The sequence below is a fragment of the Nocardioides ultimimeridianus genome, assembly GCF_054777895.1.
Map to the genome: position 1 here is coordinate 434,633 of NZ_BAAHAB010000004.1, position 23,031 is coordinate 457,663.

General features: G+C 70.6%; 24 protein-coding genes. 6 read left to right on the forward strand and 18 right to left on the reverse strand.

The features are described 5' to 3' along the window. Nucleotides 1-76 precede the first annotated feature (76 nt). Nucleotides 77-1,171 carry a substrate-binding domain-containing protein gene (locus tag ACYU8V_RS04500; protein WP_460845479.1) on the forward strand — a complete coding sequence of 365 codons (1,095 nt, stop codon included), beginning with the start codon at nt 77-79 and terminating at the stop codon, nt 1,169-1,171. 3 nt (nt 1,172-1,174) lie between these two features. On the opposite strand, the gene ACYU8V_RS04505 is transcribed toward ACYU8V_RS04500, so the two are convergent. The 12 genes from ACYU8V_RS04505 to ACYU8V_RS04560 form a co-directional block, all read right to left on the reverse strand. Next, nucleotides 1,175-1,951, reverse strand: coding sequence for an urease accessory protein UreD (locus ACYU8V_RS04505; protein WP_460845481.1), 777 nt, complete (start codon nt 1,949-1,951; stop codon nt 1,175-1,177). Further along, on the reverse strand, nt 1,935-2,636 hold the full coding sequence (gene ureG / locus ACYU8V_RS04510; protein WP_460845483.1) for an urease accessory protein UreG: 702 nt from the start codon (nt 2,634-2,636) through the stop codon (nt 1,935-1,937). Before ureG ends, ACYU8V_RS04505 begins: the two co-directional genes overlap by 17 nt. Further along, complete coding sequence (locus ACYU8V_RS04515) at nt 2,629-3,300, reverse strand: urease accessory protein UreF (RefSeq protein ID WP_460845485.1); 672 nt, start codon at nt 3,298-3,300, stop codon at nt 2,629-2,631. Before ACYU8V_RS04515 ends, ureG begins: the two co-directional genes overlap by 8 nt. Nucleotides 3,301-3,307: 7 nt before the next feature. Further along, nucleotides 3,308-5,014 carry an urease subunit alpha gene (locus ACYU8V_RS04520; protein ID WP_460845486.1) on the reverse strand — a complete coding sequence of 569 codons (1,707 nt, stop codon included), beginning with the start codon at nt 5,012-5,014 and terminating at the stop codon, nt 3,308-3,310. Next, a complete protein-coding gene (gene ureB / locus ACYU8V_RS04525) occupies nt 5,007-5,342 on the reverse strand; it encodes an urease subunit beta (RefSeq protein WP_460845487.1) in 336 nt (111 codons plus the stop codon). The genes ACYU8V_RS04520 and ureB overlap by 8 nt, the downstream gene beginning before the upstream one ends. Nucleotides 5,343-5,386: 44 nt before the next feature. Beyond that, nucleotides 5,387-5,689, reverse strand: coding sequence for an urease subunit gamma (locus ACYU8V_RS04530; RefSeq protein ID WP_460845489.1), 303 nt, complete (start codon nt 5,687-5,689; stop codon nt 5,387-5,389). A 1-nt stretch (nt 5,690) separates the two neighbouring features. Then, nucleotides 5,691-6,395 (reverse strand): ATP-binding cassette domain-containing protein, encoded by a 705-nt coding sequence (locus ACYU8V_RS04535; RefSeq protein WP_460845491.1) that lies wholly within the window; start codon nt 6,393-6,395, stop codon nt 5,691-5,693. Next, entirely contained in the window at nt 6,392-7,147 is a 756-nt protein-coding gene (gene urtD / locus ACYU8V_RS04540; protein WP_460845492.1) for an urea ABC transporter ATP-binding protein UrtD, read from the reverse strand. The genes ACYU8V_RS04535 and urtD overlap by 4 nt, the downstream gene beginning before the upstream one ends. Continuing rightward, nucleotides 7,144-8,268, reverse strand: coding sequence for an urea ABC transporter permease subunit UrtC (gene urtC, locus ACYU8V_RS04545; protein ID WP_460845493.1), 1,125 nt, complete (start codon nt 8,266-8,268; stop codon nt 7,144-7,146). Before urtC ends, urtD begins: the two co-directional genes overlap by 4 nt. Further along, on the reverse strand, nt 8,265-9,149 hold the full coding sequence (gene urtB, locus ACYU8V_RS04550) for an urea ABC transporter permease subunit UrtB (protein ID WP_460845494.1): 885 nt from the start codon (nt 9,147-9,149) through the stop codon (nt 8,265-8,267). The genes urtC and urtB overlap by 4 nt, the downstream gene beginning before the upstream one ends. A 96-nt stretch (nt 9,150-9,245) precedes the next feature. Continuing rightward, the gene (urtA, locus tag ACYU8V_RS04555; protein ID WP_460845496.1) at nt 9,246-10,484 is read right to left on the reverse strand and encodes an urea ABC transporter substrate-binding protein; all 1,239 of its coding nucleotides are present in this window, start codon (nt 10,482-10,484) and stop codon (nt 9,246-9,248) included. Nucleotides 10,485-10,618: 134 nt separating this feature from the next. Then, nucleotides 10,619-11,572 (reverse strand): 5'-3' exonuclease, encoded by a 954-nt coding sequence (locus tag ACYU8V_RS04560; protein WP_460845498.1) that lies wholly within the window; start codon nt 11,570-11,572, stop codon nt 10,619-10,621. Between the two features lie 34 nt (nt 11,573-11,606). Here ACYU8V_RS04560 and ACYU8V_RS04565 point away from each other — a divergent pair, with 34 nt between their 5' ends. From ACYU8V_RS04565 to ACYU8V_RS04575, 3 genes are all read left to right on the forward strand, one after another. Continuing rightward, the gene (locus ACYU8V_RS04565) at nt 11,607-12,068 is read left to right on the forward strand and encodes an Lrp/AsnC family transcriptional regulator (protein WP_460845499.1); all 462 of its coding nucleotides are present in this window, start codon (nt 11,607-11,609) and stop codon (nt 12,066-12,068) included. Between the two features lie 394 nt (nt 12,069-12,462). Beyond that, entirely contained in the window at nt 12,463-14,100 is a 1,638-nt protein-coding gene (gene lnt, locus ACYU8V_RS04570; RefSeq protein ID WP_460845501.1) for an apolipoprotein N-acyltransferase, read from the forward strand. Continuing rightward, entirely contained in the window at nt 14,006-14,464 is a 459-nt protein-coding gene (locus tag ACYU8V_RS04575; protein ID WP_460845503.1) for an FxsA family protein, read from the forward strand. The genes lnt and ACYU8V_RS04575 overlap by 95 nt, the downstream gene beginning before the upstream one ends. A gap of 6 nt (nt 14,465-14,470) precedes the next feature. Here the strand turns inward: ACYU8V_RS04575 and ACYU8V_RS04580 are convergent, their stop codons facing one another. The 4 genes from ACYU8V_RS04580 to ACYU8V_RS04595 form a co-directional block, all read right to left on the reverse strand. After that, the gene (locus ACYU8V_RS04580; protein WP_460845505.1) at nt 14,471-14,863 is read right to left on the reverse strand and encodes an RNA polymerase-binding protein RbpA; all 393 of its coding nucleotides are present in this window, start codon (nt 14,861-14,863) and stop codon (nt 14,471-14,473) included. 95 nt (nt 14,864-14,958) lie between these two features. After that, nucleotides 14,959-16,335: an MFS transporter gene (locus ACYU8V_RS04585; protein ID WP_460845506.1), complete on the reverse strand. Its 1,377-nt coding sequence runs from the start codon at nt 16,333-16,335 to the stop codon at nt 14,959-14,961. Beyond that, nucleotides 16,332-17,072 carry a glycerophosphodiester phosphodiesterase gene (locus ACYU8V_RS04590; protein WP_460845508.1) on the reverse strand — a complete coding sequence of 247 codons (741 nt, stop codon included), beginning with the start codon at nt 17,070-17,072 and terminating at the stop codon, nt 16,332-16,334. Before ACYU8V_RS04590 ends, ACYU8V_RS04585 begins: the two co-directional genes overlap by 4 nt. After that, nucleotides 17,072-18,607 carry a helix-turn-helix domain-containing protein gene (locus ACYU8V_RS04595; protein WP_460845509.1) on the reverse strand — a complete coding sequence of 512 codons (1,536 nt, stop codon included), beginning with the start codon at nt 18,605-18,607 and terminating at the stop codon, nt 17,072-17,074. The genes ACYU8V_RS04590 and ACYU8V_RS04595 overlap by 1 nt, the downstream gene beginning before the upstream one ends. A gap of 72 nt (nt 18,608-18,679) precedes the next feature. Between ACYU8V_RS04595 and ACYU8V_RS04600 the strand changes: the two genes are divergently transcribed. Next, nucleotides 18,680-19,696 (forward strand): zinc-dependent alcohol dehydrogenase family protein, encoded by a 1,017-nt coding sequence (locus tag ACYU8V_RS04600; RefSeq protein WP_460845511.1) that lies wholly within the window; start codon nt 18,680-18,682, stop codon nt 19,694-19,696. A gap of 31 nt (nt 19,697-19,727) precedes the next feature. Here the strand turns inward: ACYU8V_RS04600 and ACYU8V_RS04605 are convergent, their stop codons facing one another. Together ACYU8V_RS04605 and ACYU8V_RS04610 are read right to left on the reverse strand one after the other, a co-directional pair. Beyond that, on the reverse strand, nt 19,728-20,288 hold the full coding sequence (locus tag ACYU8V_RS04605) for a hypothetical protein (RefSeq protein WP_460845512.1): 561 nt from the start codon (nt 20,286-20,288) through the stop codon (nt 19,728-19,730). A 126-nt stretch (nt 20,289-20,414) separates the two neighbouring features. After that, entirely contained in the window at nt 20,415-20,567 is a 153-nt protein-coding gene (locus ACYU8V_RS04610; protein WP_460845513.1) for a hypothetical protein, read from the reverse strand. Between the two features lie 110 nt (nt 20,568-20,677). On the opposite strand from ACYU8V_RS04610, the gene ACYU8V_RS04615 reads away from it, so the two are divergent. Beyond that, nucleotides 20,678-23,020 (forward strand): ATP-binding cassette domain-containing protein, encoded by a 2,343-nt coding sequence (locus ACYU8V_RS04615; protein ID WP_460845515.1) that lies wholly within the window; start codon nt 20,678-20,680, stop codon nt 23,018-23,020. The last annotated feature ends 11 nt before the right edge of the window (nt 23,021-23,031 follow it).

A 23,031-nucleotide genomic window follows, 5' to 3' on the forward strand; every position in this document is an offset into this window, starting at 1 on the left:
ACAGGCGCCCGAACGGGCGCCCCGCTCGCCCGCAACGACGCCGGCTCCGACATCCGATCGTCTGCGGGGAGGTGCGGTGGAGGACATCCGGTCGGCCCAGGGCAGCGCATCGGGCGAGGTGATCCGCGTCGCCCTCGTCGTCCCGCTCCAGGGACCGACCGGGATCTACGGGCCGTCGTGCCTGGCCTGTGCCGAGCTCGCGACGGACCAGCTCAACCGCGCCGACGGGATCGCCGGACGGCCCGTGGAGCTGGTCATCGTGGACGGGGGTCGCGAGCCGTCGGTGGTCGCCGACGACGTGGCGCGGCTCGTCGACGCGGGACGCGTCGAGGCGATCGCCGGCTGGCACATCTCGGCCGTCCGCCGCGCCATCACCCGGCGCGTGGGCGGCAGGGTCGTGTACGCCTACGGGGCGATGCACGAGGGTCGCGACGACACCCCGGGCGTGTTCATGCTGGGCGAGCGACCGATCAACCAGTTGCTGCCGGCGGCGCACTGGATGCGCGAGCAGCTCGGCGTGGGGCGGTGGGCGATCGTCGGCAACGACTACGTCTTCCCCCGCGTCACCGGGGCGACCGCGCGCTGGGCGCTGCACGACACCCCTTCGGAGGTCGTGAGCGAGACCTACGTGCCCCTCGGCACGACCGACTTCCGAGGTGTCGTGGCCGATCTCGCACGCCAGCCGGTCGACGGCGTGATCATGCTGCTCATGGGCCAGGACGCCGTCCAGTTCAACCGGCAGTTCGCCCGTGCGGGCCTGACTGCCGACCTGCCGCGACTGAGCCCGGCCATCGAGGAGAACACCCTGCTCGCGGCCGGTGCCGCGGCCAACGAGGGGCTGTACGTGGCGGCGGCGTACTTCGACGGGCTGTCGACGGCTGAGGGCTCGGAGCTGGCCGCCGCGTACTACGCGCACTGGGGTCGATGGGCGCCGGCGCTCAATGCGATCGGCGAGTCGTGCTACGAGGCCCTCCACTTCCTCGCCCGCATCGGCCGGATCGCCGGCTCGCTGGAGATGAGCGCGGTGGCCGCGATCCGCTCGGGGCACATCTACTCCGGACCGCGCGGCCTGATGCGGCTGGACGGCAACCTGGTCGACCAGGACGTCTACCTCGCAGCCGCGGACGGGCTCGAGTTCCGGGTGACCGACCAGATCGCGCGTGTCCACTAGCGCTCACTCGCCGACCAGTGCGCCGGTGGGCGCGTCGAGATGGGCACAGGCCGCCAGCCAGGCCCTGTGCGCCGACGCCTCGTGGGCATGGGCGTCCAGCGAGCGCCACAGCACGGCTCCGGCCACGTCCAGGTCGAACCTGTCGGGACCTGCGGGCGCATCGGGCGCACCGCCGAGGCACAGCACGGAGGTGATGACGCGCCGTCCGGACACCAGCGAGAGGTACGTCGTGGCATCCAGGTCGAGCTCCTCGACGAGCACCGGTCGGTCGCACCCGTCGTACACCGCCGTGGTCTGACGGACCGAGCCCGGCTTCTCGCCGAAGCGTCCGAGCACCAGTGCCTCCCTGAGGAGCACCCGGGCGCCCTCCCCGCAGCGGACGCTGAGGTTCCGCTCCACGTCAGCACCGTCAGCGACGACGAACGGCTCGCCCGCCCACGTGAGCGTGGCTCCCGCGGCGACCTCGATGCGCACCGACCACCACGCACGCGCCCCACGCGCCGGGAACGCCACCGTCCCGCCCGGCTCGACCAGGTCGAGGCGCGCCCCCTCATCGACGCGGATGTCGATCTCGACACGATCACCTGCGAGGAGGAGCGCGCCGTCGGGCAGCAGCGAGATCCTCGCTCCCGAGGCGTGGTGGTCCACCACGATGGGCCGGATGCCGGATGCCGACGCGTCGGACAGCGTCACGGCCGTCCGCACGATCGCCCGGGACCCGTTCACGCCCGGGGAGACACGGACGCGGGTCCGGGCAGAGCCCTCAGTGGGAGTGGTCATGTGCGTGGCTGTGGGCGGCCATCGGCCCCGGGTCGATGGGCACGAGCACCCCGGCACGGTGCGAGGAGAGGACCTCGTCCAGCCACGCGACGAGGGCCTCGATGCTCGAGCGGTCCATCCGGGACAGGCCGAGCACCGGCCCGTCCCCGCGCGCGACGCTCGCGTCGGCGAGCATGCGGGCGACATCGACACCGACGTACGGACCCAGGTCGGTCTTGTTGACGACGAGCAGGTCCGCCCGTTCGATACCCGGCCCTCCCTTGCGCGCGACGTCGCCTCCGCCGGCCACGTCCAGCACGAAGACCTGGACGTCGACCAGGGCGGGGGAGAAGGTCGCGGTCAGGTTGTCGCCGCCGGACTCGATGAGCACGACGTCGAGCCCGGGGTAGTCGTGCTCGAGGTCCTCGACGGCGAGGAGGTTCGCGGTGATGTCGTCACGGATGGCCGTGTGCGGACAGGCACCGGTCTCGACGCCGCGGATCCGGTCGGCGTCCAGGACGCCGGCGGAGCGCAGGAACCGCGCGTCCTCGTCGGTGTAGATGTCGTTGGTGATGACGCCGAGGTCGAGGCGACCCGCGAGCTCACGGCACAGCAGTGCGATGAGTGAGCTCTTCCCGGTGCCGACCGGGCCGCAGACCCCCAGTCGCAACGCTCTGCGGTGCATGTGGTGGTGGAGCTCAGGCACTGAACAACCTCCTGCTGCGAAGGGCGTGGGCCTGTGCCCACGCCTCGATCTGTGGATGGGCCCGCGCCGGGATGTCCGACGGGTGTCGGTGGTCCGCGACGGCGGACGCGAGCGCGTCGATGTCCGGCAGTGCGGAGTGCACCCATCCTGCGACGGCGGCCGGGTCGAGCGGGAGCAGCTTGAGGGCCGCGGCGCAGACCGTCTGGACGTCGTCGTACCCGATCAGGCGGGCGAGCGCCGCCGGGCTCAGCCCGACGGCCGAGGCGACCGCCCCGAGGACCACCGGCCGGCAGGGCGCGGCGAGGTTCCCGAGCGCGAGCAGAGGCCCTGCGTCCGGCCACAACCTGCCGGCCAGGCGGAGCAGTGCCCGCCCCTGGGCGCGGGAGGCCGCACGTACGGCGCTGCTCGCCGTCCTCGCCGCCCACGCCGACTCGACGCCCTCGAGCTCGGCAGCGGCGCCGTCCCGCCCACACGCGTGCCGCGCCACCACCGCTGTGCTGGCGTCGACGAGCGTGACGCTCGCCAGCCGGGAACGGGCGAAGGCGAGGACGTCCACCCCCGTCAGTCCGTCGTGCACGGCGGGCTCGAGCACATTGGACTGGGTGTGGCCGGCCACGGGCAGCCGTGCGTCCGCGAGCAGCATCAGCAGCAGGTCCTGGTGCACGGCCGGCTCAGAACATCGAGTACAGCTGCGCGAGCGGCAGCGTGCGGGCGGGGCGGGGCACGACCAGCTCGCCCTCGACCTGGATGGCGAAGGTCGCAGGGTCGATGTCGATCCGGGGGAGGGCTGAGTTGTTCACCATGTCGGCCTTCCCGATCGCGCGCGTGGCCTTGAGGGGTGCCAGCCGTCTGCGGAGCTGCAGGCGCTCGGCCAGGCCGTCGGCCAGCGCGGCGGGCGACACGAAGCTCACCGCGTGGTCGGCACCGTCGGTGACCAGGGCCGGCCGCATCAGGACCGGCTGCGGCGTCGGGATCGACGCGTTCGGGTCGCCCAGCGCGGCCCAGACCAGCGCGCCGCCCTTGATCACCACCTCGGGCCGGATGCCGAAGAAGCGCGGATCCCACAGCACGAGATCGGCCATCTTGTCCGGCTCCACCGAGCCGACCTCGTCGTCGATGCCATGGGCGATCGCCGGGTTGATGGTGTACTTCGCGACGTACCGCTTCGCACGCGCGTTGTCCGCCGGACCCACCGCCAGGTCACCGTGCCGACCGAACCTCTCCTTCATCACGTGGGCGACCTGCCAGGTCCGGCAGATCACCTCGCCGATGCGGCCCATGGCCTGTGCGTCCGACGAGGTGATGGAGAGCGCTCCGACGTCGTGCAGCAGGTCCTCGGCCGCGATGGTCGTCGCGCGGATCCGCGACTCGGCGAAGGCGAGGTCCTCGGGCACCTTCGGGTTGAGGTGGTGGCAGACCATCAGCATGTCGAGGTGCTCGGCGACCGTGTTGACCGTGTGAGGCAACGTCGGGTTCGTCGAGCCCGGGATGACGTGGGGGAGCGCCGCGACCGTGAGGATGTCGGGGGCATGCCCTCCACCCGCGCCCTCCGCGTGGAAGGCATGGATCGAGCGGCCGCCGATCGCGCCGATGGTCGACTCGACGTACCCCGCCTCGTTCAGGCTGTCGGAGTGCAGCGCCACCTGGAGGCCGTGCTCGTCGGCTGCCCGGAGCGCGGCATCGATCGCCGCCGGCGTGGATCCCCAGTCCTCGTGGCACTTGTACGCCGCCGCGCCGGCCATCGCCTGCTCGGCCAGCGCCGCGGCGCTCACGGTGTTGCCCTTGCCCATCAGCAGCAGGTTGACCGGTGCCGCGTCCAGCGCTCGGTGCACCGTGTGCAGGTGCCACGGCCCAGGAGTCACCGTCGTGGCCTTCGAGCCCTCCGACGGCCCGGTGCCGCCGCCACCCAACGTGGTGATGCCGGTCGCCAGCGCCTCGTGGACCTGGGAGAGGGACAGCAGGTGCACGTGCACGTCGATCGCCCCGGCCGTCAGGATCCGCCCCTCGCCGGAGATCACGTCGGTGCCGGGCCCGATCACCAGGCCGGGGTGGATGCCGTCGGCGACGTCGGGGTTGCCGGCGCGGCCGAGCGCGACGATCCGCCCTCCGCGGATGCCGACGTCGGCTCGCACGATGCCCCAGTGGTCCAGCACGAGCGCGCTGGTGATGACGGTGTCGAGCGCGCCGTCGGCTGCGCAGACGGTGGACTGCGCCATGGACTCGCGGATCGACTTGCCGCCACCGAAGACCGCCTCGTCGCCTCCGATGACGAGGTCCTCCTCGACCTCGATCCACAGATCGGTGTCCCCGAGACGCACCTGGTCGCCGACGGTCGGGCCGTAGAGAGCGGCGTACGACGCCCGCGAGATCTCAACCATCGAGCGCTCCGGCGCCCGGGACCTGCAGTCCCGGCACGATCCTGCGACCCCGGAGCGCCACCGCGGCGAGCTCCTGGGAGACGCCCGGCTCGAACCGGCGCGAGGTCCCGGAGGCGATGTCGAGGCGGTATCCGTGTGCGGCCTCGCGGTCGAACGCGAGGGCGGCGTTGGCATCCGGGAGATGCAGGTGGGAGCCGATCTGGATCGGCCGGTCACCGGTGTTGGTGATGACCAGGCTGATGCGCTCGTCCGCGGTGCGGTCGGCATTGAGCACCACGGTGCCGGGAGCTGTGCGGATGGCCCCGGGGCCGTCCTGCGTGAGGGCCATCGGCCGTCTCCGTTCTCGTCGGGGGTGGGAGGGCGCTCTCGGCGCTAGGCGATCGGGTGATGCAGCGTGACCAGCTTCCGGCCGTCGGGGAAGGTCGCCTCGACCTGGACGTCGCGGATCATCTCCGCCACGCCGGGCATGACCTCGGACCGGTTGAGCACCTCGCGGCCGCGCTCCATCAGGTCCACCACGTCGGCACCGGCGCGTGCCTCCTCGATGACCCAGCAGGACAGCAGCGCGACCGTCTCCGGGTAGTTGAGCAGCACCCCACGCCCGCGGCGGTCGCGCGCGACCATGCCCGCGACCGAGAGGAGCAGCTTCTCGGTGTCCGAGGGAGTCAGGTGCACGTCAGACCGCCATCGCCGCGCGCACCGACGTGAGTGCCTCTTCGCCACCCGCCCCCGACGCGGTGATCCGGCCGGACTCGAGCACGTGGTAGCTGTCGGTGATCCGCAGCGCGAACCCGACGTGCTGCTCGACGAGCAGGACGGAGAGGTCGCCGCGCTCGGTGAGCGAGCCGATGACCCGCTCGATCTCGGCGACCACGTTCGGCTGGATGCCCTCGGTCGGCTCGTCGAGGATCAGCAGACGCGGCGAGGTGATCAGTGTCCGCGCGATGGAGAGCTGCTGGCGCTGGCCGCCGGACAGGAGCCCGGCCTTGCGGTCCGCCAGCGCGGTCAGCGCCGGGAAGGTGTCGAGCGCCTCGCCGATCAGCTGCGCGCCGTTCCTGCGGCCGTCCGCCACCAGCCGCAGGTTCTCCATGGTGGTGAGCTGGGGGAAGCTGAGCTGGCCCTGGGGCACGTAGCCCAGCCCGCGTGCGACGCGCTTGCTCGGCCGCAGCCGGGTCACGTCCTCGCCATCGATGAGGACGGCGCCGCGGCTGACGGGGAGGAGGCCGACGGCAGCACGGAGGAGCGTGGTCTTGCCGGCACCGTTGTGGCCCATGATGGCCACCGCTCCGCCGCGAGGTACGACGAGGTCGACGTCGTGGCAGACCTTCGTCCGGCCGTACCCCGTCGTCACGCCGCGAAGCTCGAGCATCGGCGTCGTCATGATGACACTCCTTCCCCGGCGGCCGCGGCTCGACCGAGGTAGATCTCCTGCACACGCGGATCGGCCTGGATCTCGCTCACGGTGCCCTCGGTCAGGACCTTGCCGGCGTGCATCACCGTGACGCTGTCGGCGAAGGTCCGCACGAAGTCCATGTCGTGCTCGATGACGATCACGACCCGATCGCCCCCGATCCTCCTCAACAGGGCACCGGTCTGCTCCCGCTCCTCGCCGCTCATGCCGGCGACGGGCTCGTCCAGCAGCATCAGCCGCGCGTCCTGGACCAGGAGCATGCCGATCTCCAGCCACTGCTTCTGGCCGTGCGCGAGCACCCCGGCCGGGCGATCGGCGTGCGCGGTGAGGCCGATCTCCTCGAGCGCGCGCGCCACCACGTCCGGCGTACGCCGACGCGGGGCGAGCAGCGCCCGGGTGGGGCGGTGGATACCGGCGGCGATGTCGAGGTTCTGCAGCACCGTGAGCTGCTCGAACACGCTGGCCGTCTGGAACGTGCGTCCGACCCCTGCTCGGATCCGCCGGTGGGTGCGTTCCCCGGCGAGCTCGCGCGAGCCGAACCGGATCGATCCGGTCGAGCGCACCAGCCCGGTGATCGCGTCGACGACGGTCGTCTTGCCCGCACCGTTGGGTCCGATGAGGAACCGGAGGTCGCCGTCGACGACCGTCAGGTCGATGCCGTCGACGGCCTTGAAGCCGTCGAAGGTCACGCTGAGATCGCGTACCTCGAGATAGGCGCTCATGGTGTGGGAACCTCCGCAGGTTGACGGTCGGCCCGACGCGCAGCCGTGGTGGTGGTCCGGTCCCGCAGGCCGGCGACGAGTCGGCCGGCCAGGAGGGGCAGCTGTCCGAGGCCGCCCGGGAGCACGGCGACCACGACGACGAACAAGGCACCCTGGAAGTAGGTCCAGGCCGACGGGAAGTCCGACGACAGCTGGTTCTGGGCCCAGCCGACCGCGATCGCGCCCATCGCCGGCCCGAGGAGCGTGGCGCGACCGCCGAGGGCCACCCCGGTGATGAACACGATCGACGGCACGACGCCGACCGCGGAGGGCGAGATGATGCCCGCGACGGGCACGAAGATCGCACCGGCGATGCCCGCGAGGGTCGCGGAGACGACGTACGCGACGATCTTAACGTTCGCGGGGTCGTAGCCGAGGAAGCGCACCCGCTCCTCTGCGTCGCGGACCGCGACGAGCAGCTCGCCGTACCGGCTCGCGTACAGCCACGCGACCAGCAGCAGCGACGCGAGGAGGATGCAGGCGGCGAAGGTGTAGATCATCACCTGGTTCGCGGGACGGTAGAGGTTGTAGCCGAAGAACGACCGGAAGCCGTTCAGCCCGTTCGTGCCGCCGGTCGACTGGATGTTGCCGATCAGGAGCAGCGCGAACGCATAGGCCAGGGCCTGCGAGAGGATCGCGAAGTAGGCCCCCTTGACCCGCCGCTTCAGGATCGCGAACCCGAGCACGGTGGCGACCACGGCCGGCAGGGCGACGATCGCGACGAGGGTGAGGACCGGGCTGCGGAACGGCTCCCACCATCCCGGCAGGTGCCCGTCGCCGTACAGGGACATGAAGTCGGGTACGCCGTGCGGCCCCGCGTCGGCGAGCTTGAGGTGCATCGCCATCGCATAGGCGCCGATGCCGAAGAACACGCCCTGGCCCATGGTGAGCATGCCGCCACGGCCCCACGCGAGGCCGATGCCGACGGCGACGATCGCGTAGCAGACCAAGCGTGCGAGCAGGTTGATCTGGAAGGTCCCGAAGACCGCCGGAGCGACGACGAGCAGGCCCACGGCGAGGACCACGTAGCCGACGACCTGGGCCAGGACGCGGGGCTGCGGCACCCGGATCGGCGCCCTCACACCAGGCTCCGGGAGCGGACGGTGAACAGGCCCTGCGGGCGGACCTGCAGGAACACCACGATGAGCAGGAGCACGATGACGCGTCCGATCGAGGCCGAGGTGGTGTACTCGAAGAGCGACTGCAGCATGCCGAGCACGAACGCCGCGAGCACGGTGCCCTTGATCTGCCCGATGCCGCCGACCACGACGACCAGGAACGCGTCCACGATGTACGTCGTGCCGATGGTCGGGCCGGTGGAGCCGATGAGCGTCAGGCACACGCCAGCCACTCCGGCGAGCCCGGATCCGATGAAGAACGCGGTCTGGTCGATGCGCCGCGTCGAGATGCCGAGGGTCTCGGCGAGGTCCCGGTTCTGCACCGAGGCCCGCAGCCGGCGACCCAGCGGGGTCAGCTTGATGACCGCGGCGAGAGCGCCGGTGGCGGCCAACGAGACGAAGAGGATGAACAGCCGCGCCTTGGCGAGGTCCAGGGAGCCGATGGAGACGTAGCCCGACAGCCAGGAAGGTGCGAGCACCTGCTTGGCGGGAGCGCCGAAGACGTCCCGGGCCAGCTGCTGGAGGATCAGCGAGACCCCGAAGGTCACCAGCAGGGTGTCCAGCGGTCGGTGGTACATCCACCGGATGAGCGCGACCTCGAGGAGCAGCCCGATCAGCCCGCTGACCAGGAACCCGATCGGGATCGAGAGGAGCAGCGAGACACCTGTGCTGGCGAGGACCTGTTGGACCGTGAACGCCGTGTAGGCGCCGGCCATGATGAGCTCGCCGTGGGCCATGTTGATCACGCCCATCTGCCCGAAGGTCATGGACAGCCCGATGGCGATGAGCAGGAGCACTGAGCCGATGGACAGCCCGGCGAAGACTTGGAGCAGGAACGCTTGCACGATGGTCCCTTCGCGTCGGTCGGTGGGGCGAGAGGGTGAGGGGTGCCCCGGGTCCGCGAGCGGACCCGGGGCACCCTCAGCCGAAGCGGGGAGGGCTCAGCCCTTCCACCACGGGTAGGTCTTGAGGAACGGGTCGGGCTCGATCGGGCCGTCGGACTTGCCGATGACGTCGATCAGGCCGCTCTTCTGCACCTCGCCCATCAGGAAGGTCTTGGCGATGTGGTGGTTCTCGCCGTTGACCGTGACCTTGCCCTCCGGGGCGTCGAAGCTGACCCCGCCCGCAGCGGCGATGACCTTCTCGGGATCGAACGATCCCGCCTTCTCCACCATCGCCTTGTACAGGTACAGCGAGGTGTAGGCGGCCTCCATCGGGTCGTCAGTGACCGCGGCGGGGTTCTTGGCGAAGTCCTTGAAGTCCTTCACGAACTTCGCGTTCTCCGGGCTGTCGAGCGTCTCGTAGTAGTTCCACGCCGTGAGCTGGCCGACGAGGTTGCCGACCCCGACGCCGGGGACCTCCTGCTCACCGATGGACACCGATACGACCGGCATCTGTGCGGGGGAGAGCCCCTCGTTCTTGTACTCCTTGAAGAAGGCGACGTTCTGGTCCCCGTTGAGCGAGTTGAAGACCGCGTCCGCGCCAGCGGCCTTGATCTTGTTCACGATCGTCGTGATGCCGTCGGTGGAACCGAGGGGGATGTACTCCTCGCCCTTGATCGTCATCCCGTTCGCCGCGGCGTACTCCTTGATGATCTTGTTCGCCGTGCGCGGGAAGACGTAGTCGGACCCGACGAGGAACAGCGACTTGATGCCCTTCTTCTTCAGGTAGTCGAGGGCAGGGATGATCTGCTGGTTGGTCGTGGCCCCCGTGTAGAAGATGTTGTGCGACGCCTCGAGCCCCTCGTACTGCACGGGGTAGAAGAGGATGGAGTCGTCACCCTCGAAGACAGGCAGCATCGCCTTGCGCGACGCCGACGTCCAGCCGCCGAAGACGGCCGCGACGCAGTCCTTGGTGATCAGCTCGCCGGCCTTCTGGGCGAAGGTGTCGGGGTCGGAGGCACCGTCCTCCTGGACGATGTCGAGCTGCTTCCCCATGATCCCGCCGGAGGCGTTGATCTCCTGTGCAGCCATGTGCAGCGACTGCGAGACCACGTCCTCGCTGATGGCCATCGTTCCCGAGAGTGAGTTGAGGAAGCCGATCTTGACCGACGACCCCGACGTGTCGATGCAGGTCGCGCCTGCGGAGTCCCCGCCCTTCGATCCGCATGCGCTCAGGCTGAGCGCGGTAGTGAGTGCGACAACAGAGCCCGTCAGCAGACGGGCGCGTGAGTGGAACACGACGATCGAACCCTCTCGGTCTTCGGGTGGCGCGATCGTGCCGCCCGGCCTGGGGGACACCTCGTCGTGCCCCGGTTGCGACGAACCTAGGGAGGGCGGGTTTCAAACTATTACCAAATGGAATGAAATCGGTGTTACGTGGCGATCGTGCCGAGCAGCCGGTTCACCGAGCTGGTCAGGCCCCACCGGCTCGCGAGCTCCTCGAGCCGTTCGCCGTCGTGAGGCGCCGAGGGCAGAGCGAGGGAAGATCGGTCGAGCGGGATGTCGCGGGCCACGGCGACGACCTTCGGCGCCACGGCGAGGTAGTCGGCGGCCTCCGCGATCTTGAGCCGTACGCCGCCGGCGACCGCCGACGCCCGGTCCTCCGCGGCCGCCACGACCCCGTCCAGGGAGCCGTAGGAGGTCAGCAGGGCGGCCGCGGTCTTCTCCCCGACGCCCTTCACCCCCGGCAGCCCGTCGGAGCTGTCGCCCCGCAGGGTCGCGAAGTCGGCGTACTGGTCGGCGCGTACGCCGTACTTCTCCAGCACCCAGGCCTCGTCGACGCGCTCGTGGCGGCCCACACCCTTGCCGATGTAGAGGACGCGCACGCCCTCGGCGTCGGAGACCAGCTGGAACAGGTCGCGGTCGCCGGTCACGATGTCGACCGGCATCCCGGCTCCCGTGGCGAGCGTGCCGATGACGTCGTCGGCCTCGTAGCCGGGTGCGCCGATCACGGCGATCCCGAACGCGCCGAGGACCTCGCGGATCACCGGCACCTGCAGCTGCAGCGGGTCGGGGACCTCCTCGACGTAGCGTCGGTCGCTTCGCTCCCCGCTGCCTTCGGCGACAGGCGCGTCCTCGACCTCGGCCACGACCCGGTGCGCCTTGTACGACGGGATCAGGTCGACGCGCCACTGCGGCCGCCAGTCGTCGTCCCAGCAGCAGACCAGGTGGGTGGGGCGGTACTGCTCGACCAGCTGGGAGATGTAGCCCAGCAGGCCGCGCACCGCATTCACGTTGGTGCCGTCGGGCGCCAGGATCTCCGGTGAGCCGAAGTAGGCCCGGAAGTACATGCTGGCCGTGTCGAGCAGAAGCAGGCGTTCCTCCACGCCGCAACCGTAGTGGGTGCAATAGGGTGACGACGTGAGCAAGCCGCAACCGGTCGAAGCGACCGACCGCCAGATCCTCGAGCTGTTGGCGGCCGACGGCCGGATGTCGTTCACCGACCTCGGCAAGGCCACCGGCCTGTCGACCTCCGCCGTGCACCAGCGCGTCAAGCGTCTCGAGCAGCGCGGCCTGATCCTGGGCTACGGCGCCACGGTCAACTACGCCGAGATCGGCCTGCCGCTCACGGCGTACATCGCGATCCGGCCGCTGGAGCCCTCCCAGCCCGACGACGCGCCGGAGAAGCTCACCGTCCTCAAGGAGGTCGAGGGCTGCTGGTCGGTCGCCGGGGACGAGTCCTACCTGATCAAGGTCCGCTCGACCTCGCCGTCGGACCTCGAGGACCTGCTGGGCCGCATCCGCGCGGTCGCGAACGTGGCCACCCGGACCACCATCGTGCTGCGCACCTACTACGAGAACCGGCCCGTCACCGACGGATGAGTCCCTCCCTCGGCGCGCCGCATGGCGACACGCCGATGAGAACAGGTTTTTTCTCGCGAATCTGCCGCTCCGACGGCCCGCTCTGACCTGCGCTTTTACGCGTTTGTGCAGGTCAGCAGGCGGTTGACAGACCCCCCGGCACTGACGGAAAGTACCGATTCGTTCGCTCGCGCAGGTCGTGGACAAGCGAACCGACGTCCGAGTGGCTGAGGCCGGGGGAGAAGCGCCAGCTCCACCCGCCCCCAGTTCGCGGAGGCCGGTTCGCCCCTCGAGAGCGACCCGGGAGGGTCCCGGTCTCCCTAGACAACATCTCCGTGCCAGCAGCCGGCCGGTGCCGCGAGATGGACCGAAGGAACCCGGAACCCTCCCGGAGCCCTGGGGTAGATTCCCCGCCGTGACGGCCCGCCTCCTGATCGCCGCACTCTGCGGCGCGATGCTGTCGGCGGCGTACGAGCCGATCGCCGTGCCCTCTCTGCTGCCGTTCGCCGTCGCGGGTCTGGTGTGGGCGCTCCGCTCCCTGTCGGTACGCCGGGCCGCGATGGTCGGCTGGGTGTTCGGGCTGTGCTTCTTCGTGGTGCACATCGACTGGTTGGCCCGCAGCGTCGGGGTGGGCGCGTGGCTGGGGCTGACCCTCGCGGTGTCGCTGACCTACGCCCTCGTCGGCGCCGCCACGCCGCTGGTGCGGACGCTGCCGGGCTGGCCGCTCTGGCTGGCCGCGGTGTGGACCGGGATGGAGGACCTGCGCAGCACCTGGCCGTTCGGCGGGATGCCCTGGGGCCGCCTCGCGTACGCCGCCATCGGCACGCCCGCCGCCCCGGCCGTCGCCTACCTGGGCATGAGCGCCCTCAGCCTCGCTCTGGCGCTGCTGGGGTGCCTGCTGGCCCGCACCGTCGAGGAGCGCAGTGTCCACTGGGGTGGGGCGACCCTGGCCACCCTGGCCCTGCTCTGCCTGCCGGCGCTGGTGCCGGTCTCCTTCCACGCCGACGGCGAGACGACGGTGGCGGCGGTGCAGGGAGACGTTCCCGGCGGGGACAACATGCTGGCCGACCCGCGCGGCATCACCCGCAACGAGAACAGCGGCACCCGCAAGCTCGCCGCCGACGTGGCGGCCGGACGGCGTCCGAGGCCGGCGTTCGTGCTGTGGCCGGAGAACTCCAGCGTGGTCGACGTCTTCTACGACGCGATGGTCAACCAGCTGATCACCCAGGCCGTCACGACCGTCGGTGTGCCGGTGGTGGTCGGCGCGGTCGCCCAGCAGGGGGACCACGAGATGCTCAACCAGGGCATCGTCTGGGATCCGGTGACCGGTCCCGGCGACCGCTTCACCAAGCACCACCCGGTCCCGTTCGGGGAGTACATCCCATTGCGCCGGCTCTTGGGCGACCCGCGGTTCGGACGCCTGGCCATGGTGCCGCGCGACATGGTCGGCGGCACCCGCAGCACGCCGCTGTCGGTGGCCGGGCTCCGGCTCGGGGATGCCATCTGCTTCGACGTCGCCTACGACGAGGTGCTGCGCGACCAGGTGCGGCACGGCGCACAGCTGCTCGCCGTGCAGACCAGCAACGCCACCTTCATCTACACCGGGCAGGTCGACCAGCAGTTCGCCATCACCCGGATGCGCGCCATCGAGGAGGGGCGCTGGCTGGTGGTCGCGTCCACCAACGGGCTGTCGGGGGTGATCGCTCCCGACGGGCGGGTGGTGCGGACGCTCCCGCGGCGTACCTCCGGGATCCTGGAGGCCACCGTCGGCCTCAGCTCAGCACTCACGCCCGCGGTCCGGTGGGGTGCGTGGCCGAGCCGGGGGATCGGGCTGCTGGCGCTCGTCGCGCTCGCGTGGGGTGCGGTCACGTATCGTCGGGAGCGTGGGGAGACGTCGTCGCAGGGTGGCCGTGGGGCTATTCGTCGCGTTCATCGTGATGCCGCTGGTCGAGCTCTACGTGATCATCAAGGTCGGGAGCTGGATCGGGATCCTGCCGACAATCGCCCTGCTGGTACTCGACAGCCTGCTGGGGACGTGGCTGATCCGGCGTGAGGGCGGTCGCGCGTGGCAGGCGCTGCGCGAGCGGCTCGAGACAGGCCGGATGCCGCACCGCGAGCTCGCCGACGGCGCGCTGGTCGTGCTAGGCGGGGCGCTCATGCTCAGCCCCGGCTTCGTCACCGACGTCTTCGGCATCCTGCTCGTGCTGCCGGTCACCCGGCCGCTGTTCCGCCGGCTGATGCTGTCGTACGCCGCCGGGCGGGCCACCGGCTACGTGGCGGCCCCGATGGGCGGTCCGATGGGCGGTCCGATGGGCGGTCCGATGGGCGGTCCGATGGGTCCGCAAAGGCCAGGAGGCACGCCGGGCGGTCCCGGCGTGCCTCCTGGTGACGTCGTGCGTGGCGACGTCGTCGACTGAGCCCGACTAGCGGCTCGCGGCCGCCTTCTTCTTGCGGGCGTTGGCCCGGTGCAGGTGCGCGGGACCGATCTCGCCGCCGCGCAGCAGCTCGAGGCGCTCGTCGAGGATCGCCTGCAGCTCCTTCTCCGAGCGGCGCTCGAGCAGCATGTCCCAGTGGGTGCGGACCGGCTTCTCGTTCTTCTCCTCGCGGGCGATGCCCGAGATGTTCTCCGCCTCGAGGCCGCAGCGCGGGCACTCCCACACCGCGGGCACGTCGGCCTCGTCGGACATGGTGATCTCGAAGGCGTGCCCCTGGGGGCAGCGGTATCCCACCTGCTGCCGCGCGGCGAACTCGATGCCGCGCTCGTCCTCGAAGGACTGCCCACCCAGGCGGGCTCCTCGCAGTGTGCGCTCGGCCATGTGCTACCCCTCCAGCTTGCGAATCGACGGGGAGCGGATCGCGCGTCCCCAGTTGTTCAACGTTACCCGCGGGGAAAAGGTTTCAATCTCAACGGTCAAACCTCGCGAAGAGGCGCGTTCCGAGCCTCCTCGACGCCCCTGACCGGGTCCACGCGGAGCAGCACCACCAGGCCCAGGACGAACAGCACGATCAGGGAGAGGATGGCCGGCCGGTAGGAGCCGGTGACCTGGAACACGACGCCGAACAGCAGGGTGCCGACCCACGAGGTGCCGCGCTCGCAGGCGTTGTAGAGCGCGAAGTACTCCCCGGCCCGGCCGCGGGGGATGAGCATCGAGAAGAACGAGCGCGACAGCGCCTGGGTGCCGCCCATCACGATCGCGATGGCGACGCCGGCCGCGAGGAACGCCGCGATGTTCCGGTCGGGCAGGAACATCGCGAGCACGACGATCACCATCCAGGCCACGGTGCCGCCGACGATGCAGCGGTAGGCGCCGTACCGCGCGGCGACCCGGCCGAACAGCAGGGCACCGCCGAAGGCGACGAACTGGATCATCAGGATCGCCGCGATGAGCACGCTCTCGCCCAGGTGCAGCTGCTTGGAGCCGTAGATCGAGGCGCTGTAGATGACCGTCTGGATGCCGTCGTTGTAGAACAGGTAGGCGATCAGGAAGGTCATCGTGACCGGGTACGCCGGGAGCTGGCGGAGCGTGCTCCAGAGCTGCCCGAAGCTGCGGGCGAGCATGCCGCCGGACTCGGGCGCGACCGCCTGCGCCGGGTGGTCCTTGAGCCGCACCACCGGGATGATCGTGAAGCCCGCCCACCACAGCGCCGCGGACAGCAGCGAGAGCCGTACGGCGAGCTCCTTGTCGATGCCGAGCGCCCCGTGGCCCAGGACCATGGCCAGGTTGATCACCAGCAGCAGCCCGCCGCCGAGGTACCCGAAGGCCCAGCCCTTCGAGGAGACCGCGTCGCGCTCGGCGTCGGTCGAGATGTCGACCAGGATGGCGTAGTAGCTGACCAGCGAGCAGCCCGCGAGGACGCTCGACACGACCACGGCGACCGCGCCGAGCTGCCAATGATCGTCGTACATGAAGAACAGCAGGGCCCCCACGAACGCGCCGGCCCACGCGCACCAGGCCATGTGCAGCCGCTTGCGGCCCGAGCGGTCGACCATGGCGCCGACGACCGGCAGCACGAAGGCGCTGGCGATCGTGGCGAAGCTGGTCAGGTACGACGGCAGCGAACCGGCTGCGAGGTGCAGCCCGAGCACCGACACGGTTCGCGAGCAGGTGTCGTCGGGGCTGTCGCCGCAGCCCGCGGCCCGGCCGGCGACGGTGATCATCAGCGGCCCGAACAGCACCGTCAGGACGGTGGTGAAGAACGCCGAGTTCGCCCAGTCGTACCAGTACCAGGCCTTCTGCTCCGCGGCCCGGGCGAGCGGGGTGAAGTCCCCGAGCGCCGGCTGGGTCACCACTGGCCTCGCTCCACGAGGACATCCTTGAGCACGTCGGTGCGATCCGTGAAGATGCCGTCGACACCGAGGTCGATCAGCTCGCGCATCTCGTCGGCCTCGTCGATGGTCCAGACGTGGACCTGCTTGCCCGCGGCGTGGGCGCGGTCCACGAAGCCGCGGGTCACGACCGTGACCCCGGACTGCCGGTGGGGCACCTGCAGTGCGGTGAAGTCGTCGCCGACGAGCCGCGCCACGCGGACGGCCGGGGCGACCCGCCAGGCGGCCACCTCGAACGGGTCGGCGGACGTGGCCACCCGTCCGCCGGTCAGCCGCCGGAACTCCCGGATCCGGGCGCGGGAGAACGAGCCGATCATCAGCCGGTCGTGCAGGCCGCGCTCCTCGACCAGGGCGGCCAGCGCCGCCGGCGTACCGGATGCCTTGAGGTCGATGTTGAAGCTCGCCTCGGGGAAGGCGTCCAGCAGGTCGACCAGCGTCGGCACCTCCTCGCGGCCGGCGATCCGCGCCTCCCTGATCTCGGCCAGGGTGAGCTCCGCGACCACGCCGGCCCGGTCGGTCACCCGGTCCAGGACGGCGTCGTGGAACGCCAGCAGCACCCCGTCCCTGGTCAGGTGCACATCGGTCTCGAGGTGGGTGTAGCCCAGCGCCACGGCGTGCGTGAACGCCGCCAGGGTGTTCTCCAGGCCCTCGATCTCAGGGTGGTACGCGCCGCCACGGTGGGCGAACGCGATGACCATCAGATATCCCGGAACGTCTCGATGTCGGCACCGAGCGAGCTGAGCCGCTCGGCGAGGTCCTCATAGCCGCGGTGGATGACGTAGGTGCCGCGCAGCACCGAGGTGCCCTTGCTCGCCAGCATGGCGAGCAGGACCACGACCGCGGGGCGGAGGGCGGGCGGGCACATCAGCTCGGCGCCCGTCCACGACGTCGGGCCCTCGATCATCACCCGGTGCGGGTCGAGGAGCGTGACGTGGCCGCCGAGCTTGTTGAGGTCGGTGAGGTAGATGGCCCGGTTGTCATAGACCCAGTCGTGCAGGTACGTCGCCCCGTCGGCTGTCGCCGCGATGACCGCGAAGAACGGCAGGTTGTCGATGTTGAGGCCCGGGAACGGCATCGGGTGGATCTTGTCGCGCGGGGCGACCAGGTCGGAGGGGAAGGTGCGGATGTCGACGAGACGGGTGCGGCCGTTGGCCGCGAGGTACTCCTCGGACAGCTCGCAGCGGAAGCCCATCTCGCCGAGGACGGCCAGCTCGATCTCGAGGAACTCGATGGGCGCGCGCCGCACGGTGATCTCCGAGCGGGTCACGATCGCCGCGGCGAGCAGCGACATCGCCTCGATCGGGTCCTCGCTGGGGGAGTAGTCGACGTCGACGTCGATGGACTCGCGTCCGGTGATGGTCAGCGTCGTCGTACCGATGCCGTCGACCTGGACGCCGAGGGCCTGCAGGTAGAAGCACAGGTCCTGGACCATGTAGTTGGACGAGGCGTTGCGGATGACGGTGCGGCCCGGGTGGAGGGCGGCGGCCATCAGGGCGTTCTCGGTGACGGTGTCGCCGCGCTCGGTGAGCACGATCGCGCGGTCGGGGGCGATCGCCCGGTTGACCTGGGCGTGGTACCAGCCGTCGGTCGCCTTGACCTCCAGGCCGAACGGCCGCAGCGCGGACATGTGCGGCTCGACGGTGCGGGTGCCGAGGTTGCAGCCACCGGCGTAGGGCAGGTCGAAGTCGTCGGCACGGTGCAGCAGCGGGCCGAGGAACATGATCACCGAGCGGGTGCGGCGGGCCGCCTCCTCGTCGATGTCGGTGAGGTCGAGGTGCTTGGGCGGGACGATCTCGAGGTCGTTGTCCTCGTTGAGCCAGCGCGTCTGCACGCCGAGGCTGGAGAGCACCTCCAGCAGGCGGTTGACCTCCTCGATGCGAGCGACCTTGCGCAGCGTCGTACGACCCCGGTTGAGGAGGGACGCGCAGAGCAGGGCGACACCGGCGTTCTTGGAGGTCTTGACGTCGATCTCCCCGGAGAGCGTCGTGGGGCCCTTCACCCGCAGGTGGGTCGGTCCGGCGCCGAGCGCCACGATCTCGGAGTCGAGCGCGCTGCCGATCCGCTCCAGCATCTCCAGCGACATGTTCTGGTGCCCGCGCTCGATCCGGTTGATCGCGCTCTGGCTGGTGCCGAGCCGGTCCGCGAGCTGGGCCTGGGTGAGGCCGCGGTGCTTGCGGGCGTCCCTGATCAGGTTGCCGATCCGGCTCTTGTAGTCGGTGCTGACGACAGTCATGCATCGACGGTAACTCATATATGAGATAGAGCGCCATCGCGGGGCCGACCCAACGACCAGCACAATGGTGCCATGCGAGCGACCACGATCCACGGACCCCGCGACATCCGCTTCGAGGAGGTCGCCGATCCGGCCCTCAAGAAGCCCACCGACGCGATCGTGCGCGTCACGGCCGGCTGCATCTGCGGATCGGACCTGTGGCCCTACCGCGGGGAGAACCCGATCCGGCCCGGCGCCACCATCGGCCACGAGTGCATCGGCGTGGTCGAGGAGGTCGGCAGCGAGGTCTCCTCCTTCGCGCCCGGCGACTTCGTGGTCGTGCCGTTCTGCCACTGCGACAACACCTGCGCGCACTGCGCCAACGGCGTCAACTCCGCCTGCGTCAACCTCGGCATGACCTCCAGCGGACAGGGCGAGCTGGCCCGGGTCAACCAGGCCGACGGAAGCCTGGTGAAGGTGCCCGGGACGCCCGACGCGGCGTCGTACGCCGCCCTGCTGACCCTCTCCGACGTGATGCCCACCGGGTGGCACGCGGCCGTCTGCGCCGGCGTCGTACCAGGCTCCACCGCCGTCGTCGTGGGCGACGGCGCGGTCGGGCTGTGCGGCGTGCTGGCCGCCTCGGCGATGGGCGCCGAGCGGGTCATCGCCATGTCGCGCCACGAGTCGCGCCAGCAGGTCGCCACCCGGTTCGGCGCCACCGACATCGTCGCGGAGCGCGGCGAGGAGGGGATCGCCCGGATCCAGGAGCTCACCGACGGGGTCGGCGCTGATGCGGTGCTCGAGTGCGTCGGCACCGGCGACTCGATGGCCACCGCGATCGCGATCACGCGCCCCGGCGGCGGGGTCGGCTTCGTCGGCGTACCGCACGGGGTGGAGTTGCCGGTGCGCAAGCTGTTCGAGACCAACATCGGCCTGCGCGGCGGCATCGCTCCGGTACGCCGCTACCTGCCCGACCTGCTCGACCGCGTCCTGGCCGGCGCCATCGACCCGAGCCCGGTCTTCGACCTGACCCTTCCCCTCGACCAGGCGGCCGAGGGCTACCGGGCGATGGACGAGCGGCGCGCGATCAAGGTCATGCTGCAGCCCTGACCGGCACCGCCCGTCCGCCGGCCCCGGTGTCTCAGGGGGCCGTCACCGTCCAGATGCCGTCGACGTACGGCGTGTTGCCGGTGACCGGCGCGTAGAGGCCGACGCCGACCGAGCCGTGCAGCGCGGACTTGATGTACGGGCTGGTCGCGTCGTTGGAGTAGCCGTAGACGGCGGCCACGTTGCTGTGGTCCCAGAAGTAGAGGCACAGATATCCGCGTGCCGCCCGCCCTGCGCCCGGGCAGTGCGTCGCGTCGGGGTTGATGTCGGTGTCAACGATGTGGTCGTCGGAGATCGCCGCGCCCAGCACCTGCGGATAGGTGATGCCGAAGCCGAGCCAGCCGCCGGTCCCGGAGGAGTTGGCTCCAGCGGCGCTGAACGCGCCGGACTCGGTGTGGCCGGAGGGGAGCTTGGCCAACCGCCCGGCGGACGGCACCGTGGCCAGCGTTCCCTCGCGGATGTCGGCGCCGGTGACGCTGTTGTCCTTGATCTGGGCGCCGGTGATCAGGCTGGCGGCGTTGGCGACGTACGGACTGGTCGCGAAGAGCAGCCCGAAGGCAGCGAGCGCGACGACAAGCAGTGCTTTGTTCTTCATGGGGGATTTCGAACCTCTCGTCGGGGACGCGGACTGCGTCCGAGGTTCTGATACTTGTCGCGGGTCATGCCCACAGATATGGCCCGAAATGACCTGTCTAGCCCGGTCACTCCTGGCCAGGCCGGCTCAGCCGCGGTCGCCCCGGCAGTCGCAACCGTGGTCGCAGGGCAGGTAGTGGTGCGGCGCGTGACCGCAGAGGCGGCATGGGAGGTCGTGGGTCAGGTGGACACGGTGGCCCTCCTCGACGACCCGGACCTGCACCTCGGCTGCTCTCCACATGCTTGTCACACTAGGTTTCGCCGCGGACGTCGTACCTCCTGCAGACGTCCCCGATCCGCATAGTCCAGACGGGCCAGGCATCGGCCCGGCCGAACAGGCGAAGGGAACCCATGGACGCCGACCGGCACGACCTGATCCGGGTGCAGGGTGCCCGCGAGAACAACCTCAAGGACGTCACCGTCGAGCTGCCGAAGCGCCGGCTCACGGTCTTCACCGGGGTGTCCGGGTCGGGCAAGAGCTCGCTGGTGTTCGCCACCATCGCCGCGGAGTCGCGGCGGCTGATCGACGAGACCTACTCGACCTTCGTCCAGGGCTTCATGCCGAACCGGCCGCGTCCCGACGTCGACGTCCTCGAGGGCCTGACCACGGCGATCCTGGTCGACCAGGAGCGGATCGGCGCGAACCCGCGTTCGACGCTCGGCACGGTCACCGACGCCAATGCGATGCTGCGCTCGCTGTTCAGCAGGCTCGCCGAGCCGCACATCGGTGGCCCGACCGCGTTCTCCTTCAACATCCCGACCACCAAGGTGGGCGGGGTGGCCGTGACCGAGGGCGGCAAGAAGAGCGTGGTGCGCAACCAGATCTACCTGGGCGGGATGTGCCCGACCTGCGAGGGCCGCGGCACCGTCTCCGAGCTGGACCTCGGCGCGATCATCGACGAGAACCGGTCGCTCGACGAGGGCGCGATCCTGGTGCCGGGCTACACGGCCGACGGCTGGATGGTGCGCACGTACGCCGAGTCGGGGTTCTTCCCCGCCGACCGGCCCATCAAGGAGTTCACCGAGGCGCAGCGGGCCGACCTGCTGCACAAGGAGCCGGTGAAGATCAAGGCCAAGGGCATCAACGTCACCTACGAGGGCCTGATCCCGAAGCTGCGGAAGTCGATGTTCAGCAAGGACCCCGACTCGCTGCAGCCCCACATCAAGGCCTTCGTGGAGCGCGCCGCCGTCTTCGGCCGGTGCCCGACCTGCGAGGGCACCCGCCTCAACGAGTCGGCGCGCACGCCCACGATCGACGGCCTCAACATCGGCGACGTGTGCCGGATGCAGGTCAGTGACCTGGCGGCGTGGGTGCGGTCGATCGATGACCCGTCGGTCGCCCCGCTCGTCGCATCGCTGCTGCACCTGCTGGACGCGCTGACCGAGATCGGACTGGGCTACCTGTCGCTGGACCGTCCGTCCGGCTCGCTGTCCGGCGGCGAGGCGCAGCGGACCAAGATGGTGCGCCACCTCGGATCGGCGCTCACCGACGTCACCTACGTCTTCGACGAGCCCACCATCGGCCTGCACCCGCACGACATCGAGCGGATGAACAACCTGCTGCTCGAGCTGCGCGACAAGGGCAACACGGTGCTCGTGGTCGAGCACAAGCCGGAGACCATCGCGATCGCCGATCACGTCGTCGACATGGGCCCGGGCGCCGGCTCGGCCGGGGGAGAGGTCGTCTTCCAGGGCACGTACGACGAGCTGCGCGCCGCCGACACCCACACCGGCCGCGCCCTGGCCTACCGGGCCGCCCTCAAGGACGCGGTGCGCGAGCCGTCCGGGGTATTGGAGGTCCGGGGCGCCGACACCCACAACCTGCAGGACGTCGACGTTGACATCCCGCTCGGCGTGCTGACGGTCGTCACCGGCGTGGCCGGATCGGGCAAGAGCTCGCTGATCCACCGATCGGTGGCGGGGCGGCCCGGCGTCGTCGTGGTCGACCAGACGCCGATCAAGGGGTCGCGGCGCAGCAACCCGGCGACGTACACCGGACTGCTCGAGCCGATCCGCAAGGCGTTCGCGAAGGCCTGCGGGGTGAAGCCGGCGCTGTTCAGCGCCAACTCGGAGGGCGCCTGCCCGACCTGCAACGGCGCGGGCGTGATCGTGACCGAGCTCGGCTTCATGGACTCGGTCTCGACCCCGTGCGAGGACTGCGGCGGCAAGCGTTTCCAGGCCTCGGTGCTCGAGCTGCGGATGGGCGGGCTGAACATCGCCGAGGTGCTCGACCTGCCGGTGTCCGAGGCGCTCGCGTTCTTCTCCGAGGGGGAGGCGAGGACCCCGGCAGCGGCGGCGATCCTGAGCCGGCTCGAGGACGTCGGCCTGGGCTACCTGCGCCTCGGGCAGCCGCTCAACACGCTCTCCGGCGGGGAGCGTCAGCGCGTGAAGCTGGCCATGAACATGAAGGACTCCGGCGAGGTGTTCATCCTCGACGAGCCCACCACCGGCCTGCACCTGGCCGACGTCGCGAACCTGCTCGGCCTGCTCGATCGGCTCGTCGACTCCGGCAAGTCGGTGATCGTGATCGAGCACCACCAGGCCGTGATGGCCCACGCCGACCGGATCATCGACCTCGGCCCGGGTGCCGGCCACGACGGCGGCCGGGTGGTCTTCGAAGGCACGCCGCGCGAGCTGGTGGCCGGCCGGTCGACGTTGACCGGGCAGCACTTGGCGGCGTACGTCGCCCCCTGACCGCGAAGCGT

Coding starts and splice junctions, on each gene's coding strand:
- ACYU8V_RS04505 (WP_460845481.1), bottom strand. CDS start 1,951: ATGACCACTCCCACTGAGGGCTCTGCCCGGACCCGCGTCCGTGTCTCC.
- ACYU8V_RS04520 (WP_460845486.1), bottom strand. CDS start 5,014: ATGGTTGAGATCTCGCGGGCGTCGTACGCCGCTCTCTACGGCCCGACC.
- ureB (WP_460845487.1), bottom strand. CDS start 5,342: ATGGCCCTCACGCAGGACGGCCCCGGGGCCATCCGCACAGCTCCCGGC.
- ACYU8V_RS04535 (WP_460845491.1), bottom strand. CDS start 6,395: ATGACGACGCCGATGCTCGAGCTTCGCGGCGTGACGACGGGGTACGGC.
- urtD (WP_460845492.1), bottom strand. CDS start 7,147: ATGAGCGCCTATCTCGAGGTACGCGATCTCAGCGTGACCTTCGACGGC.
- ACYU8V_RS04580 (WP_460845505.1), bottom strand. CDS start 14,863: ATGGCCGAGCGCACACTGCGAGGAGCCCGCCTGGGTGGGCAGTCCTTC.
- ACYU8V_RS04590 (WP_460845508.1), bottom strand. CDS start 17,072: ATGGTCATCGCGTTCGCCCACCGTGGCGGCGCGTACCACCCTGAGATC.
- ACYU8V_RS04595 (WP_460845509.1), bottom strand. CDS start 18,607: ATGACTGTCGTCAGCACCGACTACAAGAGCCGGATCGGCAACCTGATC.
- ACYU8V_RS04600 (WP_460845511.1), top strand. CDS start 18,680: ATGCGAGCGACCACGATCCACGGACCCCGCGACATCCGCTTCGAGGAG.
- ACYU8V_RS04605 (WP_460845512.1), bottom strand. CDS start 20,288: ATGAAGAACAAAGCACTGCTTGTCGTCGCGCTCGCTGCCTTCGGGCTG.
- ACYU8V_RS04610 (WP_460845513.1), bottom strand. CDS start 20,567: ATGTGGAGAGCAGCCGAGGTGCAGGTCCGGGTCGTCGAGGAGGGCCAC.
- ACYU8V_RS04615 (WP_460845515.1), top strand. CDS start 20,678: ATGGACGCCGACCGGCACGACCTGATCCGGGTGCAGGGTGCCCGCGAG.